General features: G+C 31.9%; 18 protein-coding genes. 8 read left to right on the top strand and 10 right to left on the bottom strand.

The genetic code is table 11. From position 1 onward, the window contains the following. Positions 1–24 precede the first annotated feature (24 nt). The 3 genes from LW139_RS07290 to cbpA form a co-directional block, all read right to left on the bottom strand. Positions 25–1299: an amidohydrolase gene (locus tag LW139_RS07290; protein WP_247850931.1), complete on the bottom strand. Its 1275-nt coding sequence runs from the start codon at positions 1297–1299 to the stop codon at positions 25–27. A gap of 251 nt (positions 1300–1550) precedes the next feature. Continuing rightward, entirely contained in the window at positions 1551–1859 is a 309-nt protein-coding gene (gene cbpM / locus LW139_RS07285) for a chaperone modulator CbpM (RefSeq protein ID WP_109408858.1), read from the bottom strand. Continuing rightward, positions 1859–2803: a curved DNA-binding protein gene (gene cbpA, locus LW139_RS07280; RefSeq protein ID WP_109408857.1), complete on the bottom strand. Its 945-nt coding sequence runs from the start codon at positions 2801–2803 to the stop codon at positions 1859–1861. Before cbpA ends, cbpM begins: the two co-directional genes overlap by 1 nt. A 365-nt stretch (positions 2804–3168) precedes the next feature. Here cbpA and LW139_RS07275 point away from each other — a divergent pair, with 365 nt between their 5' ends. Together LW139_RS07275 and LW139_RS07270 are read left to right on the top strand one after the other, a co-directional pair. Further along, positions 3169–3501: a DUF1971 domain-containing protein gene (locus LW139_RS07275; RefSeq protein ID WP_109408856.1), complete on the top strand. Its 333-nt coding sequence runs from the start codon at positions 3169–3171 to the stop codon at positions 3499–3501. 7 nt (positions 3502–3508) lie between these two features. Beyond that, entirely contained in the window at positions 3509–3847 is a 339-nt protein-coding gene (locus tag LW139_RS07270) for a DUF1869 domain-containing protein (protein WP_166540129.1), read from the top strand. A gap of 68 nt (positions 3848–3915) precedes the next feature. Here the strand turns inward: LW139_RS07270 and LW139_RS07265 are convergent, their stop codons facing one another. Then, entirely contained in the window at positions 3916–4788 is an 873-nt protein-coding gene (locus tag LW139_RS07265) for a LysR family transcriptional regulator (protein WP_247851207.1), read from the bottom strand. Positions 4789–4888: 100 nt separating this feature from the next. Between LW139_RS07265 and LW139_RS07260 the strand changes: the two genes are divergently transcribed. Continuing rightward, positions 4889–5341, top strand: a complete 453-nt coding sequence (locus tag LW139_RS07260; protein WP_166540128.1) for a multidrug/biocide efflux PACE transporter — start codon at positions 4889–4891, stop codon at positions 5339–5341. A 61-nt stretch (positions 5342–5402) separates the two neighbouring features. Here the strand turns inward: LW139_RS07260 and LW139_RS07255 are convergent, their stop codons facing one another. From LW139_RS07255 to LW139_RS07235, 5 genes are read right to left on the bottom strand one after another with little or no spacing between them, the layout of a single operon-like run. Beyond that, positions 5403–5945 (bottom strand): fimbrial protein, encoded by a 543-nt coding sequence (locus tag LW139_RS07255; protein ID WP_109408852.1) that lies wholly within the window; start codon positions 5943–5945, stop codon positions 5403–5405. 13 nt (positions 5946–5958) lie between these two features. Beyond that, positions 5959–7011: a fimbrial protein gene (locus LW139_RS07250; protein WP_162557001.1), complete on the bottom strand. Its 1053-nt coding sequence runs from the start codon at positions 7009–7011 to the stop codon at positions 5959–5961. A gap of 18 nt (positions 7012–7029) precedes the next feature. Then, entirely contained in the window at positions 7030–9564 is a 2535-nt protein-coding gene (locus tag LW139_RS07245) for a fimbria/pilus outer membrane usher protein (protein WP_227336676.1), read from the bottom strand. A 58-nt stretch (positions 9565–9622) separates the two neighbouring features. Next, positions 9623–10309, bottom strand: a complete 687-nt coding sequence (locus LW139_RS07240; RefSeq protein ID WP_166540124.1) for a fimbrial biogenesis chaperone — start codon at positions 10307–10309, stop codon at positions 9623–9625. Between the two features lie 59 nt (positions 10310–10368). After that, on the bottom strand, positions 10369–10920 hold the full coding sequence (locus LW139_RS07235) for a fimbrial protein (RefSeq protein WP_109408848.1): 552 nt from the start codon (positions 10918–10920) through the stop codon (positions 10369–10371). 1482 nt (positions 10921–12402) lie between these two features. Here LW139_RS07235 and LW139_RS07230 point away from each other — a divergent pair. The 5 genes from LW139_RS07230 to LW139_RS20710 all read left to right on the top strand — a co-directional run bounded on the left by LW139_RS07230 (position 12403) and on the right by LW139_RS20710 (position 17139). Next, a complete protein-coding gene (locus LW139_RS07230; RefSeq protein ID WP_247850930.1) occupies positions 12403–13602 on the top strand; it encodes a ribokinase in 1200 nt (399 codons plus the stop codon). Positions 13603–13655: 53 nt separating this feature from the next. Beyond that, positions 13656–14843 carry a NupC/NupG family nucleoside CNT transporter gene (locus LW139_RS07225; protein WP_166540121.1) on the top strand — a complete coding sequence of 396 codons (1188 nt, stop codon included), beginning with the start codon at positions 13656–13658 and terminating at the stop codon, positions 14841–14843. A gap of 75 nt (positions 14844–14918) precedes the next feature. After that, complete coding sequence (locus LW139_RS07220) at positions 14919–15851, top strand: nucleoside hydrolase (RefSeq protein WP_166540120.1); 933 nt, start codon at positions 14919–14921, stop codon at positions 15849–15851. 248 nt (positions 15852–16099) lie between these two features. Beyond that, a complete protein-coding gene (locus LW139_RS07215; RefSeq protein ID WP_227336675.1) occupies positions 16100–16549 on the top strand; it encodes a hypothetical protein in 450 nt (149 codons plus the stop codon). 254 nt (positions 16550–16803) lie between these two features. Continuing rightward, on the top strand, positions 16804–17139 hold the full coding sequence (locus LW139_RS20710; protein WP_166540118.1) for a colicin E1 family microcin immunity protein: 336 nt from the start codon (positions 16804–16806) through the stop codon (positions 17137–17139). A gap of 230 nt (positions 17140–17369) precedes the next feature. Here the strand turns inward: LW139_RS20710 and LW139_RS07210 are convergent, their stop codons facing one another. Continuing rightward, complete coding sequence (locus LW139_RS07210) at positions 17370–18251, bottom strand: hypothetical protein (protein ID WP_247850929.1); 882 nt, start codon at positions 18249–18251, stop codon at positions 17370–17372. Positions 18252–18642: the final 391 nt, after the last annotated feature.

Genomic DNA, 18642 nt, shown 5'->3' with positions numbered 1-18642 from the left:
CAGCAAATAGAAGAGACCTTTCTATTATTTACGTATATTAAGAATAGATAAAATACCTTCAGTAAAAAGTGTTAAACCAATGGAGAGCGCCTCTTCATCGATATCAAATTTTTCTTTATGATGCCCGTCTCTTTGATCTGCACCTACTAAAAAGAATATCGCTTTTCCACCTTTCTCTTGTACTCTTCTTACCATCAGTGAGACATCTTCACTCCCCCCCAAAGGTAATGTGACATTTAATAATTCTGGATGTGTATCGATAATCCCTTGCATGAGGTTTATCATTTCAAGATCATTTCTAAAATTTGTTGCCTCACCAGTAATTTCTATTTTCGTTTCCAAGTGATAAGAAGATGCGATACCAGCAGTATATTTTTTGATATTATCAAATAAATATTTTGTTATTTCAGCATCTTGTCCACGTACTTCCAGTTGCATCTTCGCCGAGCTAGGAATAAGGCTACGATCTTCACCTGCAATTAAAGTTCCAACATTTACTCTCGTCATGCCTTTACCATGCCTTGGTGTTGCTAATATTTCATTAGCTAAAAAACAGGCTCCAGTTAATGCATTATTTCCTTTTTCTGGCTCATCGACAGCATTAGCTACTTTTCCTTTTAAAGAAATATCTAATTTAGTTGTACAAAGGAAATCAAAAGGATCGAGTGCAATTTCACCTTTTTTTAAATTACATCCAATATGCATTCCCATAAAGTAATCAGTATCATCCAAGATCCCACTGTCGCTTATTGCTCTAGCGCCTCTCACCCCTTCTTCTGCAGGTTGAAATATTAATTTGTATTTTCCACTTAAAATGTGAATATTTTGTTTTAACCAATGTGCTAAACCAAGCCCTATTGCAGTATGTCCATCATGACCACAAGCATGCATTAATCCAGAACGACACGAAGCAAAACCCTGCTTATTAGGTAGATGATTTTCATCATTTGATTCTTGAACATAAACACAATCAATATCAAAACGAAAAGTGAATGTAGGACCAGGTATTTTTGTATCAATAATAGCCATACATCCTGTAAGACCATTCATTTCGGCTAATAACTCAGTACTGATCCCTTTTTCTTTGGCAATTTTGATTGCTTCTTTTACGAGTTTTTCATCTCGACCTAAAATACTTTCTTGGCAAAGAATATGAGGCCCAGCTTTAACCTCAACCCCCATGTCACGCAATAACGTAATTATCGTGCCCGTTGTCACAAACTCGGTCCAACCAATTTCTGGAAATTGGTGAAAAGTCCTACGCCACTCTATTAATTTATTTATTTGGATCGGCTGCATTGTTTTTCCCTTATAAAAAGTAAACCTCAATTAACAAACAAGAAAAATATATAATCAATAAATTATAAGAATCATAATCTAATAGTTATGTGCGTAGATGTGATCTCATCGCCATTTTGCTCATTTTTAAAGCATGGCTATTTTATGATTTTGTTTAAATAAGAACGTGAAAAATAGCGAGTAAAATCAATTAATAAGGAATAAAAGATAGCCACTAAAGTCATATTTGTGTTTAGTGGCTATTGTATTGATCATGATTCATCTATAAATCGCATTAATTGCTGGCGTAATTGCTTGTTTTCTTGTTTTAACTGCTCATTTTCATCTAATAAGGTTAGAGCGATAGCAATGCCATGCCAATCTAATGCGAGCTCTTTATGAAGTTTTAACGCACGATGTGTCACCACAAGGGCATTATCATCGAAAAACCATTCTTGAGTTTCAATTTCTAATGGCTCAATCACGCCAAGTGCAACAAACTCTTTAAGTTCATCATTTGATATTCCAGTGTGATGGCAAAATTCAGTGACAGTAAATATAGTTGTTGTTAACTGACCCATTATTTATTCTCCCAGTCTTTACGTGGATTATAATCGGTCTGGCTATCTGCAATTTGTTGCCATAATTCGCGTGTTTTTTCATCCGATTTAGGTGGCATTACAATTTTTAAAATTGCATATAAATCACCACTAGCCTTTTTGCTAACCAATCCTTTTCCTTTAATACGTAATTTTTGCCCTGCTTGGCTTCCTGCAGGAATAGTTAATAAGATTTTTTCTTTTATTGTAGGTATAGGAATTTTTGCACCTAATGCCGCTTCCCAAGGTGCAACTGGAACCACTATTTCTAAATCATGGCCTTTAATATCAAACAAAGGATGAGGTGCAATACGAATTGTTAGCCATAAATCACCATTCTCCCCACCATTTTCACCTAGTGTTCCCTGACCCTTTAAGCGAATACGCTGTCCATCAATAACACCTGCAGGAATTTTAATATTTAATGTTTTAGGAATTTCTTTTTCTACGATCCCAAAAACATTATAAACCGGTAAATGGTAACTAATTGTGCGTTTATGTTCTTCTTGTGATTCTTCTAAAAACACAGCTAATTCTAGTTCTAAATCGTGTCCGCGTTGTTTAAAGGACTGAGAATTCTGCTGTTCTTCAAATGGAGAACGTCGGCCAAAAAATGATGCATAAATGTCATCAAAATCTTCTTGGCTAAAGCTTTGTTGATTTTTTGTATTCGAATCTTGTTGTGTAAATTGCTTAAACTTAGGATCGTTACGATGTGCCCAAAGCTCATCATATTCAGCTCTTCGTTGCTCATCTCCTAATATTTCCCATGCTTGAGCAATTTCTTTAAAACGCTCTTCAGCATTCGGCTCTTTACTTACATCAGGGTGATATTTTTTAGCTAAACGGCGATAAGCCGTTTTAATCGTTTTAGTATCATCAGTAGGTTTAACACCCATTATGGCGTAGTAATCCTTTAATTCCATAGTGATATCTCAATTATGTTAAATAATGAATTAAATATTAATCCCCTAGGCTTGATTAATTATAGAACAAAGAAATTATGTTAGTGAGTAAACGTCGAGAATAACACCTGAAAAATGACTAAAAAACGACCTTTAAATAAAAAATAATTTAAATTTTAAAAAATAATTTAACCAAATAAAACAAGATATTAATAAGCTTTGAGCTTTATTGTCACTTTTTTTCATAAAATTGCATTTGAAATACCTTATTAGAAGAGGTAGATTTTATTCAACAGCACAATAGCTTATTACATTATCAGCAATAATTTTTCTTCTTAACTAAGATAAAAATAGAAAAATTAATCTCTTCATTTTAGGGAGGTAAAATGGAACGAATTATTATTCCCACTCACTATATCCATGTACGCTCAACACCACTTTGGACCAAAGACACAGCCCCAAAATCAATTTGGGAAAGGCATTTAGATAAAGGTACTCGCCAAGGGGTTTATCCTAAGCTGTCTGTTATGCAAGGAATGATTATTTATTACGCATATGCAGATGAAATTAGCCCAGAACCAACAGAAACATTAGTGATTAATGCTGGTGAATTTGGTGTATTCCCGCCAGAGACATGGCACAAAATAGAAGCAAAAACTGAAGATACTGTTTTTAATGTCGATTTTTATGTCGATCCTAAAATACTTGCCGAAGGTTAATAATAATATGGAAAATGAAAATAAAGGCTATTTATTAGAATTGATTAATGCCTATGGCCAAGAAAAATCTCAAAAAATATTTCTAAATCCTAAAATTTTATATATCCCAGAAATTGCGACGAAAGAAGTTTCACTTTTAGTTAATGAGCTAAAAAATAAGGTAAATATTGAATCACAAGAACTCACCTTAGTATTAACAAACAAAAATAACGGTGTTTCTGTTGATAAAGATAGTTTTTTAACTGATTTATTAGATGCTGATATGTCCAGTTTAATGGTGAAAGATCTTATCAATATTGTACGTGGTTATGATATGGATGAAGAAACAAATGTTTGTGGCTGGTGAACTCACGTTGTGAAAGGAATATATCACCTTCACTATACCTATTGATAATGAAGGTGATTGATTAATACCTAGAGAGAAAATTGAAGATCATTTTTTAAGAGCCTATCTATCATCCAATATCCCGCTTTTCCTGGTGGCTTGCTTCTTGACCACACCAAATCAATGTCTATCTTCTTGGGGAATTGGTCATAATCTAGACTGACTAACAAATCATGTCCAAATTGCTCAACTAACCATGTGGGTAATATTGCCCATCCCATTTCTTGCTCAGCCATTTCAAGTAATAATAAATAATTAGGTGCTAGCCAGTTTTTCTCACTATTAATAGCAAATTGAGCACTACTGCTTAGTCTTAATTGACGATGCATTGTTAAATGTTGGTAGTTGATTTTATTTTCTTTTACAAGTGGATGCGTTTTATGTGCATATAATCCTAACTTACCACTCACAGGCAAACGAGCGAAAGCAATATCAGCAGGATATTCTACTCGTGATTCCATCATACCAATATGCGCCTGATTATTTTGTAGCATATTAATCACATCATCATTTTCTGCAACAAGAAACTCAAATTCAAGATGTGGGAATTCTTTATCTAGAATTTTCAAGAGTTGCTCTGAATAAGGTGGTTGATACATATCAGAGAATACACAACTTAAACGAGGTTCCATTTCAGGCGATAGTTCTATTCTTAATGCCTGTAGTCGTTCATCAGCCGACAATATATCTTCGACCAAGCTCAACACTTTTTGTCCTGCAAAAGTCAGTGTTGACTCTCGCCCTTTTCGCTCAAATAGTTCAAACCCCATATCATCTTCGAATCCAGCGATGGTACTACTGACCGTAGATTGGCTTTTATTTAATTTTCGTGCTGCTGCAGAAAATGATTTTAATGAAGCGGCTTCAACAAATGTACGCAAAGTTTCTATAGAATAGTTCATTGTGGTATCGGTTTTTTCGATGGCTCCTATTTTGTATATATACAAAATATCACCAATAATTGCACTCGTTTTTTGTTAAATAATTAATTTGAGGTGAGATATGAGCCAATATCAAAAAACATTTACTGAGCGCGTTTTTCACGCTGTTACATTTGAAGCGATTGCTATTGCCATAACGGCACCGCTTAGTGCATGGCTTTTGGAACGCTCAATTTTTCAGATGGGTACGGTTGCTATTGTCTTATCCACATTAGCTATGTTATTGAATCTTTTTTATAACATGATCTTTGATCGTTATTGGCCTTTATCAAAAGGCTCAAGACCAACAAAAATACGGATTATACATGCAATTGGTTTTGAATTTAGCTTTGTGATCATAGGATTACCAATACTGGCACTTTTATTAAATATGTCATTATGGAATGCATTTTTATTAGAAATTGTTTTTTTTGTCTTTTTCCTTTTTTATACTTATGCATTTAATCTTAGCTACGATAAATTACGTGAAAGTTGGTTTAATCGTAAAGAAAAACCTATTATTGCACGTAACTAATAACAACTATCTTAAGCACTTAATAAATTATTATTAAGTGCTTTCTTTGGTATTATTAAATTTAATCATACGTAAAAGTAAAATCGACTTTACCATTTGCTTCACCTTCTTTTACTCTATCATTACTATAACGAATATAACGAGCATAAAAAGGTAAAACATACGCCGTTTCTTTTTTAACATCAAAAGCAACGGCTGTCTTTTCGCCAATATTGATAGGATTTTCTTCTTTATCTAATATTTGAATACCTGCACCATCTGCTGAAGATGCACCTTGAGTTAGCATTAATATATTATCGTGCCCTGAGACTGTCACACCATCAAAACGAATTGAAATATTTAATTTAGGATCACAATCTTTTAGTTCAATGGTAAAAGGAATAGCTTGGCTTGCACTACCAACCGTTGGAAAAGTGTTATGAATAGTTATATATTGCTGATCTCCAGTTAAAGAAAGCACCTTTTGATAATTAGCAACTTGGCAAGTACCTTCTTTTATATGTCCTTGCAGGTTAATCACGACTTCATCTGCGGTTGCATTTCCAATAAATAAGGCATTCATCAATAAGATAATGGTTTTATAATTATTTTTTATATACATCATTCCTATCGCCTTATTATTGATATGAAAAAGTTAACGTAACAGAAGCATTCGCATCACCAGCGACTACAGTATTATTTGTTTTTACATATTTAAATAGTAATGTCAGAGGAACTATTTGATTATTCGATGTTGTTATATCGTTTATTCTAAATTGATTTTTATTTCCTTCACTCTCACTTTTAGGCCCTAATGATTGTAATGTATTATTAAAGAAAACTTGGTACCCAACACCTTTTGCTGTTGTTGCTGAATTTGGTGATTTAAGTGAGATAATATTAGTTTCATTTCCGATATTATTATTATCACTAATGGTGACAAAAGGAGCTACATCCTTTTCACAGATTAAACTAATATTAGCCGTTTTACCGGCCTCTAAGTTTTCACCAATTGATAATCTTGAAAAAGTTTGTCGAGTATAGGAACCCATTTGTAATGTTTGAGTTCCTGTTTGAACACGACAAGAACGTGCTTTAAATTCCATTGTAACGGGATTTAATCTAATTGTTGCTGTTTCAATTAATTGCCCATATCTATAACAATTTACTTTGGCTAATTCTTGGGCTGGTAAGGTAACAATTCCATTCGGAAAACGACCTGGTATTTTCACAAGTGCGAATTTTACAGTTGCCCCCATCCCTGAATCATCGCTCCCTCCTCCAGTATAAGGAAAAACTTGAGTTTCTTTGTTTGAGATTATAGGTAGCCATTTTAATTTATTGTTATTTGAAACGGCCATTATCCACCCAACACCTGAATGTGTAGTTTTAAACACGTCGTAATTTTCGCGCTCATATCTTGTTTGAGTACCACTCACGTCCCTAACAGAATATATTGTTTCCTTATCTAATCTATTATCTGTATCAAGACAAAAATAAGCTTGTGTTCGTTCAGTATCCCACTTTCCTGTAATTAATTTTCCATTTGCTATAGCACTGTCAGATGCAATATTATTTATAGGCCCAACTGATAGCATTAAATCAATGCTTTTTGAAGCTGCATCCACTATATTAGGATAATAATTAATTATAAATAGAGTTAAAAAAAACAATGCATTATTAGATTTCATATTATTCACCATTAATTGTTATAAGCACTGTGCACTCACTTGCTGTATCCCTTTATTTTCAGAGATATCATTTAAATAATATTGTGCGTAGCATTGTTGTTCTTTTTTATTTCCCCATTTTATATAAAGTTGACCTTTTTCAGGCAACCCACTGATATAAAGAACACCATTATCTCCAACAATACTTGTATTATTTATTTGTGTATCTTTGAGATCATTATTAACTAATGTTGCAATCGCACCAAATGGGATTGGCTTTTCCTTAAAAGTAAGTAAAATTAATGCCTTAAACCCTTTTTTAATTTCAAAATCTGCTAATACCACTGCTCCTTTAGTTGGAATAACAGTTTTATTATTTCCAACAATTTCAATATTTTCTTCTAATGTAGAAATATCTAATGTCACGCTATTACGCACATAAGGTGAAACATAAGGAATAATAGCGTACCCTCGGCTATCAGTGGCGACACTATTCACATTTTGAACTTTGACATATTTAGCATTAGGTGCCCTAACTAATGCTAAAGTTTCTCCTAATGGTTGCGACAAAGTGATCCCATATGGATGTAAAACAATTCCCCCTTGAGCACCATAATCTACCCGTTGATAATGAGAACCATAGCTATATCCTGCATTAATATTTCCATAGGCACCATTATAGGAAACTTGCGCATTGCCACTGGCATTTTGATCTTGATTACCATAACTCTGGCTAATAGCATAATTGAGTTTTCTATTTTCTAATGCATCACCACTCATGCCTACTTGTAAATTATATCTACCACCTTGGGCTAAATTCATATTTGACGTTAAATAAGTTGTATTTTTAGGATACCAATTTGATAAAGGTATATTTATGCTAAATGCAATTTGGTGGTCATTATCTGAATCAGGCATACTGCTATAGTTATAATTTAATCCATATGAAATATTTTTAATATTTGTATTATAACCAGCATTTATATTACGCTCGATCCCGGAACGTCCCCAATAATCTTGCTGATAAGTACTAAAATAAATATTGCCATAATGACTTAAAGATTGGTTTAAATTAGCTTGAATACGTGAGCGTTTATTATAATTTATATCACTAATATTATTTGCTTCACTAAACGTATAAAAACCATGTGTAGAATAACGATAACCTGCTAGCGTAACTGTCGTACCACTTTGCAACATACTTTTTGAATATTGAAATCGATAGGATTGACCTGAATCTCTAGTGTTATTTCTATTATTATTGTCATTGTTGTGGACGATATTAGCATGAGTAATATCTGTCGAAATTGCGCCTAACTCCCCCAAATTAAGGCCAATACCTATTGCTGATGCGGTATATTTTTCTGCTAAAATTTGCCCACCATAAACAGTAATGTCTAAAGGTAGCCCATACATTGCCGTTGCTTGCGCAAAATAAGGCTCTCTAGAATTTAGATTAGAATCAAATTTACCACTGCTAAAAGAATACTTTAAACTTCCTTCACGTTGCATAATTGCTAGTGAAGAAAAAGGCACTACAAAATCACGTTTACTTCCATCCGCCTCTTCAATTGTGACATCTAAATTCCCACTATAAGACGTTGGATACAGATCGTTTATTTCAAATGCACCGGCTGCGACATAAGTTTGATAGATAATATAATTATTTTGCCGGATCGTAACCTGAGCATTACTTTTAGCAATACCTCGAACAATAGGTGCAAACCCTTTTTGACTGAGAGGTAACATACTTTCATCTGACTCAAGTAAAACTCCTCGATAAGAAAAACTATCAAATATTTCACCCGAGCTATTAACATCTCCTACAGTAAATAATGATTTAAATGGTTCAATTTGATGGCTCAGATAAGTTTGAATATTATTCCATTTATTATCTTTATTACTATGGTTATAAGTTGAATAGTTTCTCAAACGCCAACCGTTAAAATTTAATCCACTACGTAAATTTAAAAATTGATCATTGGTATGTTCTTTATCCAAATTATCTATCCATGTATTAGAACCTGAATAGCTATAATTTAATAATAAAGCAGGTAATCCTTCATTCCATAATTTTGAACTAACTTCGCCCCTCACTGCCTTATCTATATAAATTTGAGGAATACTGATATCGAGTTTTTGTTGTGAAAAATTAAATTTAATACTAGAGTCAGGGATCACTGCGGCAAGATTAGTGATTTCTGCATTATCAGATAATTTTTTTAGATCCGATTTATCTAGTACTTTAACCCCCCAAGCAACCAATTGTTCCTTTACAAAAACGGGATAAATATTGTTATCATTCTCGTTTAACAAAAAAGATATTAGCTCACTACCTACTTTTTCATTATTAATATAGATATCAACAATATAATCACCAGGAAGTTGCCCTCCCGGTTTAGAGAATTGCGCTAATGTTTGCAAATCTGCAATATTTTGATTGGTACCATAACTTAATGCTGTTGGATCAAAATAATCATCAGAAAATGATTTTTCAATATAAGATAAAGAAATAATAGCCGAAATAAGCAAATAAAATCTGCATTGTCTGTATCTATTATTATTCTTTTTCATCATTTTTCTCATAAAATAACGTGATCTATCTAAAAATTAAAATCATTTAAATTTATTTTTAATTTTTCATTAGTTCAGTTACTCCTCCGTAACTATTTACAGCATTCCAAGTTATTTTTCCATTGGTACCTTGTGGTAAATTCCAATTATAAGTACTTTTTGGTGCTAACATTTCAGGTCTATCGAATTTATAATCACCTACTGATAATGTAGATAATGTCACATAATAAGGTGTAGGATTTTCAATATGTAATTTATTGTTGATTATCGATATTTTTAATTCTTTAAATGCTAAATCAAAATCTTCTCTAGAGAGACCATTAGGAATATAAAATAATTTAATACGACTATTAATTGAGATTAATAGTGTATTTTTAGCATTGGGATCAGATGCTGGTATTGCTTTTACATTAAGCCAAAAAACTGATTGCTTATCTTTTGCCAATTCCACTTTATTTTTCATATACACAATTTTAAGTGTATTTGATTGCTCTGCATCTAAACGAAAAAGTGGAGGCGTCGTAATAAACAAAGGATCTACTGAAGGTGCATCTGATTTCTCATCACCTATCCATGATTGAATAAGATAAGGATTTGAATCTGGATTTTGTACTGTGATTGTCGCTTCATGGCTACCTTCAGTATAAATAACGCGTGTAGATTCAAGCACAACACTCGCTTGGGATAGATTAAAAAAAGCCCCAAAAGTAAATAATATTAAAACTGATTTTATTTTTTTTAGCATAATTAGCCTTTATAAAGCGATGTCATACCCCTTGATAAATCAAAGGGTATGTACTGTTTTTAAAGATAGTTAATATTAAATGTTGCAGTTGATGAAACTTCATCAGCAGTTAATGTGCCGCTTGATTTAATACGTTTAAACGAAGCGTAAACGGTTGTATCCCCTTTAGTTTCAGTTAAAGTCACAGGGATTTGTGTTGATGCGGGAATGATTTGTGAGGTTTGAGCATTATCGGTAAATAATGCAACACCTATATCTGTTTTTGAAATTTCATTGCTGCCAGTCACAATATAAGTATGACCATCAGCATTTGTATTATTAGATGTAAATTCAATATTAACGGCATTATTTTCCGCAGGACAATCAGATAACGATATTTTGATTGGTTTGGTTGTTGTTAAATCATTTGTTGCAGCTAATGCAGTTACGCTATAACTACCTAAATCAACCGCTGCCGTATTATTACCATTTTCAAATTGAACATTACACGTAGTATCAACAAATTTACCAGTGAAATTTATTGTACCATCCGCTGCAAATGTTGATGCAGATAAACCTAATAATGACGTTGTGGCTGCTAATAGAACTAGCTTGCGTTTAAGTTGGAACATATTGACCTCATTGATATAAAGATAATTAGCCTATTTAAACCTTGTATTTACACAAATAAAGAGTATTAATTTAATTAAAACCATATCAAAGAAGAAATAGCGTGTTAAAAAGCTATTCTTTTAATATTGTCATCTTAAATTAAGATTAATAATAAATTAGCCATTTTAATTTCTCAACTAAATCTTAATCAATAGTCAGATAAAGAATAAATACAATATAAAATATAAAAATAAGAAACTAATGTGATGATTAAAATAAAAAGAAAAACAATATCAGAATTATAATCCAAGCAATTTTTAAAATTTCATTAAAAATAGAAATAAATCACAAAATACACAAAAAAAGAATATCAAAAAAAGACTGTTATTAGTACAAAAATGATTTAATTATTATTTATATATTCGTTCTGTGATAAACATCAAAAATAGCATTTCTTTATTTAGCATCAATATAAATTGTAGATCTTATAAAAAATCGTTACCCAATATAAGAGTAAAGAACTTAATCAATGAGCTCTATCTTTTATAAAACAATCAATAATTAAAGTTAGTTATAAATAAAATATTTAAGGTTTTCGGCTATTGACAAAATATGTAGCTACATTTGATAAAATATCATTTAAGATAATAACATTAGGTAAGTAAAAGTGCTCTTAAACAGGATAATAGCAATAACTTAAGCTTACTCACAAATACAGTATGAATTTCTTATTATTCAGATAGTAATAATATATTTAATGACTATCGTCATGCTAACATGCTTCAAATTATCTCAATAATAAATTAGACTTATAAAAGCTTTATAAATAATAAAGGTATTCCTTTTTAGAATAAAATATAATACTCAGCCTAAAGGATTAATGATGGTATTTTTTATCAGTTATATGATACTCGCTATATTTTTGATTGCAGTGCTAGCTCATTGGTCTTTTTCTGCATTATTTCCTAAGGCTCCTTCTACAACACTTTCATGCCTTTTAGTCAGAACACTTATTGGCGTCTTACTTGTTATCGCTGATATTTGTTTGATTTTCATCTTACTAAGCCAATTACTTTGATTTGATTAAGTTTTATATGAAAATACTATCGATATTATTTCTAAACTGAATATTCTCAATTTCAGGTAACGAATAGATGTTAGACAATGGCAATAACACTAATATATCTTTATTGGTATTCTTTTTACGTTTTAGTGGATACCAAAAGCTATCAATGTCCTATCCATTCTCCAGATACCCAATCATTTCAATGATGACAAAATCAAAAATCAGTAAATAATTTTCAATTATTTCATTACGATTTTAGATAATCATCCAACGTAAGCAAACTACGTTATCCACATATTTTCCTTAAAATTTATCTAAACGGACAGATAACTGTCCAATTACGAGCAAAAAATGTGACTACTCAAGCAGAATAAACTTAATTAACCTCTATTATCTTAACAAATGGTAAAACATTTTTTAACAAACGAGGAGTGATATGAAAAAAAAGAGTAGTATTGCATTTATCAGAAAAAAATTAGTGAAAGATAATTCTATCTATGTAAAAGAGCTCAGTGCTCTACTTCATGTATCGGAAAGAACCGTAAGAAGATACATAGATGAATTACAGTTATTAGGTATAGCAACTAAATTTCATGGTGGAGTGAGATTACAAAAAATTGAATTAGAACCAATAATAAATAGAACTATTGATGAAACCAGAGTGCTTCAAATTGATTGCGAAGAACAAGGTAAAGATAAAAAAACTGCAGATAAATGCTCATTATATATTTTAGGATCTTTCAATTTAGATGTTGTCACAGAAGTTGAAAGATTTCCTTTTGTCGGAGAGACAATCAAAGCAATCTCTACAAACTTTTTCCCTGGTGGAAAAGGTGCTAATCAAGCGGTTGCGGCAGCTGAATTAAATGATCATGTGCATTTTTTTGTTAAAGTAGGCGACGATTCATTTGGCACTACCGCAGAGAAATATTTTGGTACTACAAAGATAAATTCATATACCTTAATTAAAGATGCCAATACAAAGACCGGGAATGCATTAGTTATGGTTGAGAATACCACTGGTAACAATAGTATTATTATTGATCTAGGGGCTAATGCAACAATCACTAAAGCTGAAATTCTTTCAGATATTAATAATCTACAATCTGCAAAGATTTTTCTTACTCAATTAGAAAATAATATAGATGCGACCAAGTTTGCGATTGAAATAGCAAAAAAATCGGGATGTTATGTCATTCTTAACCCAGCGCCCTATTCAGATCAAATTGTCTCACATTTGTCATCTATTGATTTATTAATACCAAATGGAACAGAAGCAGAATTAATATCAAACATTAAAATTGATAGCGTTATTTCAGCACAGGAAGCCATAAAAGTAATACACAACTTAGGTGTTAAAGAAATAGTAATGACACTTGGTGACAGTGGTGCTCTTTATTTCAATGGTAGCACTATGAAATATTACAAAGCGATGAGTGCATCTGTAGTTGATACAAGTGGTGCTGGTGATGCATTCACTGGTGCTTTAGCTGCAAAATTAATAGAAGGTAAAAATATGGATGAAGCAATTAAGTTTTCTATTGCTTATGCATCATTGGCCGTTGAAAAAAAGGGTGCATCATCAATGCCATCTAGAACAAGTGTTGATGCCAGATTAAAAAAAGAGCGTATGTAAGGGAAGTGCATAAATAACCCACCCCGTTAATAAATTATATAATCGAGGTCGTTATGAAATATTTAATTTTCATTATTAGCCTTCTCTTAATTTTTATAGTGGCATCTTCAATTAGTTTTAATGCTAATAAAATAAAAAGAAAATTTATTCCTATTCTTATTCTTTTATTAATAGAGGCCACCGTTGCTTTTATACTTCTACACACATCTATTGGGATCACAATTCTTAACACGACAAATATAGGTATAGAATATTTAGTACATCATGCAAATAAAGGAATTGATTTTGTATTTGGAGATATAAGCACAAAAACACCTATTGTGTTCGTTATTGTTGCTCTAATGCCTTTAGTATTTATTTGTTCAATTATTGGGATATTAAAATATTTTGGTATTCTACGTTTGATTATTCTTACTATCGGGTACCTTATTAATAAAATAGCCAAAGTAGGTAAACTTGAATCTTTTTCAGCAGTTAGTGCTGTCATTGTAGGTATGATGGCCGTATATGTTTCGATTAAAGAATACATACCCAATTTAACAAAACCACAAATGTACACAATAGCTGCATGCTCGTTATCTACTGTCGATATCGCAATATTGGGTGCTTACACTCAAATGTTATCACCTCAGTTTGTTTTTATTGGTGTTTGCCTAAACTTTTTTAGTACTTTCGTTATTGTTTCCATTATTAACCCTAACGATCCTATTGAAATATCTAACAATTTTTCTGGCCCTAAAAATGAACATCATAGTTTTTTTGAAGTACTAACAGAGCATATGCTCGATGGTTTTAAATTAATTCTAGCAATAGTTCCAATGCTTCTTGGCTTTATTGCTCTAATTAGCATGTTGAATGATATTTTTTTACACCTCATAGGAATAAGTTTCCAAGGTCTTCTTGGTTATATTTTCTCTCCTATTGCATTTGTGCTTGGCGTCCCTTGGCAGGACAGTATTGAATTCGGGCAAATTATTGCTACAAAAATTTTAACGAATGAATTTGTTGCAATGATTGACTATATCAAATTGGATAATCTGAGCCCAAGAACAGAAGCCATTATCTCTGTATTCCTAATTTCGTTCGCAAATTTTGGTTCAGTCGGAATGATTATTGCTTGTGTCGCCAGTATCAGTAAAGAACATGGAAAAATGATAGCGGCGAATAGTTTTAGACTGATCGTGGGTTCAACGTTGGTGAGTTGCTTATCTGCAACGATGGTCGGTATTTTTATTAACTAATATTTATTTTATGAGTCATCTTTTTAATTCTAGTTGTTATTCAATGTGTTATGTAAGTTATCAAAGGAGAAGTATATGACTAAAATTATTATAGATTGTGATCCGGGTGTAGATGACGCCATTGCTATTTTACTGGCATTGGCATCACCAGAAATAAAAGTGCTAGGGATCACAACAGTATCTGGAAATGTAGAGTTAGATAAAGTTCATGAGAATGCACGTAATATTCTTTCATTTGTATCACGGCCTGATATTCCTTTAGCCAAAGGATGTGAACGACCTTTGATAGCACGTCGGGGAAGCAAAACACAAGTACACGGCAATAACGGCCTTGCTGGAGTGATGTTACCAAAATCTAATTACACTTATCCTGATATACATGCTGTCGATTTTATTATTGATACTGTGATGTCTAATCCTAAAGAAGTCACCCTTTGCCCGACAGCACCACTTACCAATATCGCCATGGCAATGCTAAAAGAACCAAGGCTTAAGGATAATGTGAAAGATATTGTTCTAATGGGAGGGGCTGCATTTTGTAATGGGAATATAACACCAGCAGCCGAATTCAATTTTTATGTCGATCCACACGCGGCACATATTGTTTTTGATACAGCAGAACACATTACTATGTTGGGATTGGATGTCACACATAAAGCTGATATTCGAGCTGGTTTATGCCAGTCGTTAGAGCAAGGTAATGTTATTGCTAGAACAGCAGCAAAAATGTCTCGTGGATATGCTGCATTTGATCCCTTCTTACATGATCCCTGTGTAATAGGTTATCTAATCCGCCCAGATATTTTCACCGGTATAAATGGGCATATTGATATTGAATATGAATCACGCAAACTTTTTGGTTTAAGTTTTGCGACAGTCCATGATCCTCTAAGACCACCTAAAAATAATAGCAATTTAAATGAATGTCGTATGAATACAATGATAATCACCGATGTTCAATCAGAGAAATTAATGTCGCTGATATCTGAACGGATTTTATCTTTGTAAATGGAATCAAGAAAAATACAGAGAAGTATAGCTTCTCTGTATCAATCTTTATTGTTTTTTTAAAAATTAAGGTTATTTTCTCTCAACAACAATTAATATTATATTGGAAATTAAACAAGAAATATCCTAATAGTCACTCCGTGCTATGTTTAAAAATAAATAAATCTATTATGATGACTAATCTCATAGTAATAGATGTTGGTGTTTATATAATTATTTATATATAACAATACATTAGGATTAAAAACATGGCTAATTATAAGAAGTTAATAGCTTTAATCGTTATATTATTTACCTGTATAATAGGGAGCGCACATGCAGAGCAACGCCCTGATGTGGCAGATAATGTCATTGCCTATAAAGGTCAACAAGGAGTGATTGTTTGGACTCTACGTATTGGTGATCGTAATGCTAATGAAGCATTAGTACAGATCGAAGGTATTGACCATGACTGGAATTTAAAAATTCAGAAGATGCAGGTTGAAAAAACAAGTCGAGATACTCGGTATTCAATAAATATTAATGGAAACAAATTTGTTGCTCTAATTATTGAGAATAAATGCTGTGGTAACCTTTATATACCAGGAGAATCTCAGCCTATATCAGTAAATTATTCTGAAGGAATATCCCATGAAGGTAATGCACAAGCATTTCTCACTGATTATCTTCAAGCTAAAAATAATGAAATCAATAAATAAGTCTTTAAATTTATTTTGATATTAAATAGGTGAGTTTTATTGATTACTTTCTCACCTATAAAATAGAACGAAGAAAACAGCCCTGAAATACTAATGACTACCCATAAAAAATAGGTAAGATAATTATTTAATCCAGATAATTTAGAATGGATAATCAGTTAATTTAGCCAAAATAAAAACAACAAAAAATTGAAAATAAGAATAGTTATTATTATAATTATTCTTTATAGAATGCAATTTATTAGGATCTGGATATGACTAAAAAATATTATATTAACAATATGTTTTGGGGCTATTTTATGATGTTCGTGATGATTTATCTTAATTATAACGATCACACTATTGAAAGTCTGTTAATGCTTCTTTTAAGCATACCTAGCGCAATTTTTTTTCCTTTCTCAAAAATGATCACTGAAAAATTCGTATTAAAATATACAACAAAAAAATTCTGGAATACTGGATTGTTTATAAATACTCCTGCTAAGCATGGTGGAATAGCTCTATATCACTTACTTTGTTTTATATTTTCAATTCCATTTAGCGCTATATATCTAGCCTTGCATTTCATAAAAAACAGGACAACCAGTTAAAAACAATATTCCTATTATCCTACGTATTAAAAACTGAATGTACTATTAATGCTTTTCAACCAAATTATCATTAACCAAAGCCCCAATTCTTGAGATGATGAGAATATATCCTAAAATACCAACATACCTAATTAAACTAAAGATAAAACCTATCAGTGCTCCAGCTATATCAGTGTCTAAAGTATCTTCTATTTCTAATTTTTTTTAGTATAGTTATTTACAGTAGCAAACTACCACTTCAGATCGATTACATTCATTTTATAATTCTTATTCATTTTAACTAATGCTTCAAATCCTGACAGATACTGAATAGGGTCACACATGGAGATGTTTTTAATAGGAAGCCTTTCAAACTTATCCCTATTCAATTTTGCATTAATTAAATAGAGATCATCTTCATCACCAGTTTCATGATTAAATATCTGAGAATACCCAGCCACTATGACATTCTCTATTTCTGAGCAAACCATAAACCCGATAGCTGATACTCTTAAAGCGATAGCATGAACATGCCTTGCGTAATCATAATAATATTCTTCTGCGGTTTTTAACCTTTCACCATTTGATACAGGCGTATCTTCAATTTCTGGCAGGTCTACATCTATAAATAAGGTTTTTATTTCCTCATCATAATGAAAAGCAACTATTGTTTCTCTAGGCCAATAAGCTGATAAATATGCATACCTCAGCCTCTCATTAACACCACCAAAGCTAACTGGATGATACTTTGCAATATCACCATGTATATCTATAAGAAATTCAGGCTTCCCAGTGAAACCTCTGTTATAAAAATCTTGATAAACAAATGTTTTACCTTCCTCTATTGTCAGTACATTTGTATACTTTTCATTTAGCCACCACTCATCACCTTGTAGTTGTGTTGAGCTTACTTCTCGCCAATTCAATTCTGTTGGAAAACCAATAACTTTATATTTCTCATTATCTTTAATAATAACGTTCGTTTTTTCTAGCTCAGAGATTATTTTATTTACTCTTTCTTGATTAATTCTGAATTTTCCAAGAAAGTCAGCGGTTGTTACGTACTCTTTGTTTATTGCAAGATCAACAAATTGCCAATACAGAAGATCTAAACCTAATGTTTTTGATTTCATGTCATCACCAAGAAATATTAATATTCCTGATGAGACTATCAAAATAACCAGAAAAACCTCAATTAAGAGGCATGATATGTGATCTTAGGCATTCAATTTTTGTTCTTATTTTAACTAAATATGGTAAAGAATGAAGAAAACAAAAAAATCTGCTAACTTGAAGTGATCCCATAAAGTTGGACACTTTTAGTTAAGCAGCTTGTAATACCTGCTTAGATTCATTACATCTATCTTTTTGGTCATCAGATATTTTTTCATCAAATCACACTAACTCTACCTTGCTCAATGCGGACAATTATTGACGTATTAACAAATCCCTCGCACGAATTCTTATCGTCATAATTAGCGCAAACCACTTCAGCAACATCCGATAACTTTCTATTTTCTTTAG

This window comes from Proteus vulgaris (assembly GCF_023100685.1).
GTDB lineage: Bacteria > Pseudomonadota > Gammaproteobacteria > Enterobacterales > Enterobacteriaceae > Proteus.
The sequence above is the reverse complement of the archived record's forward strand: the minus strand, read 5'-3'. Positions and strand labels throughout refer to the sequence as shown.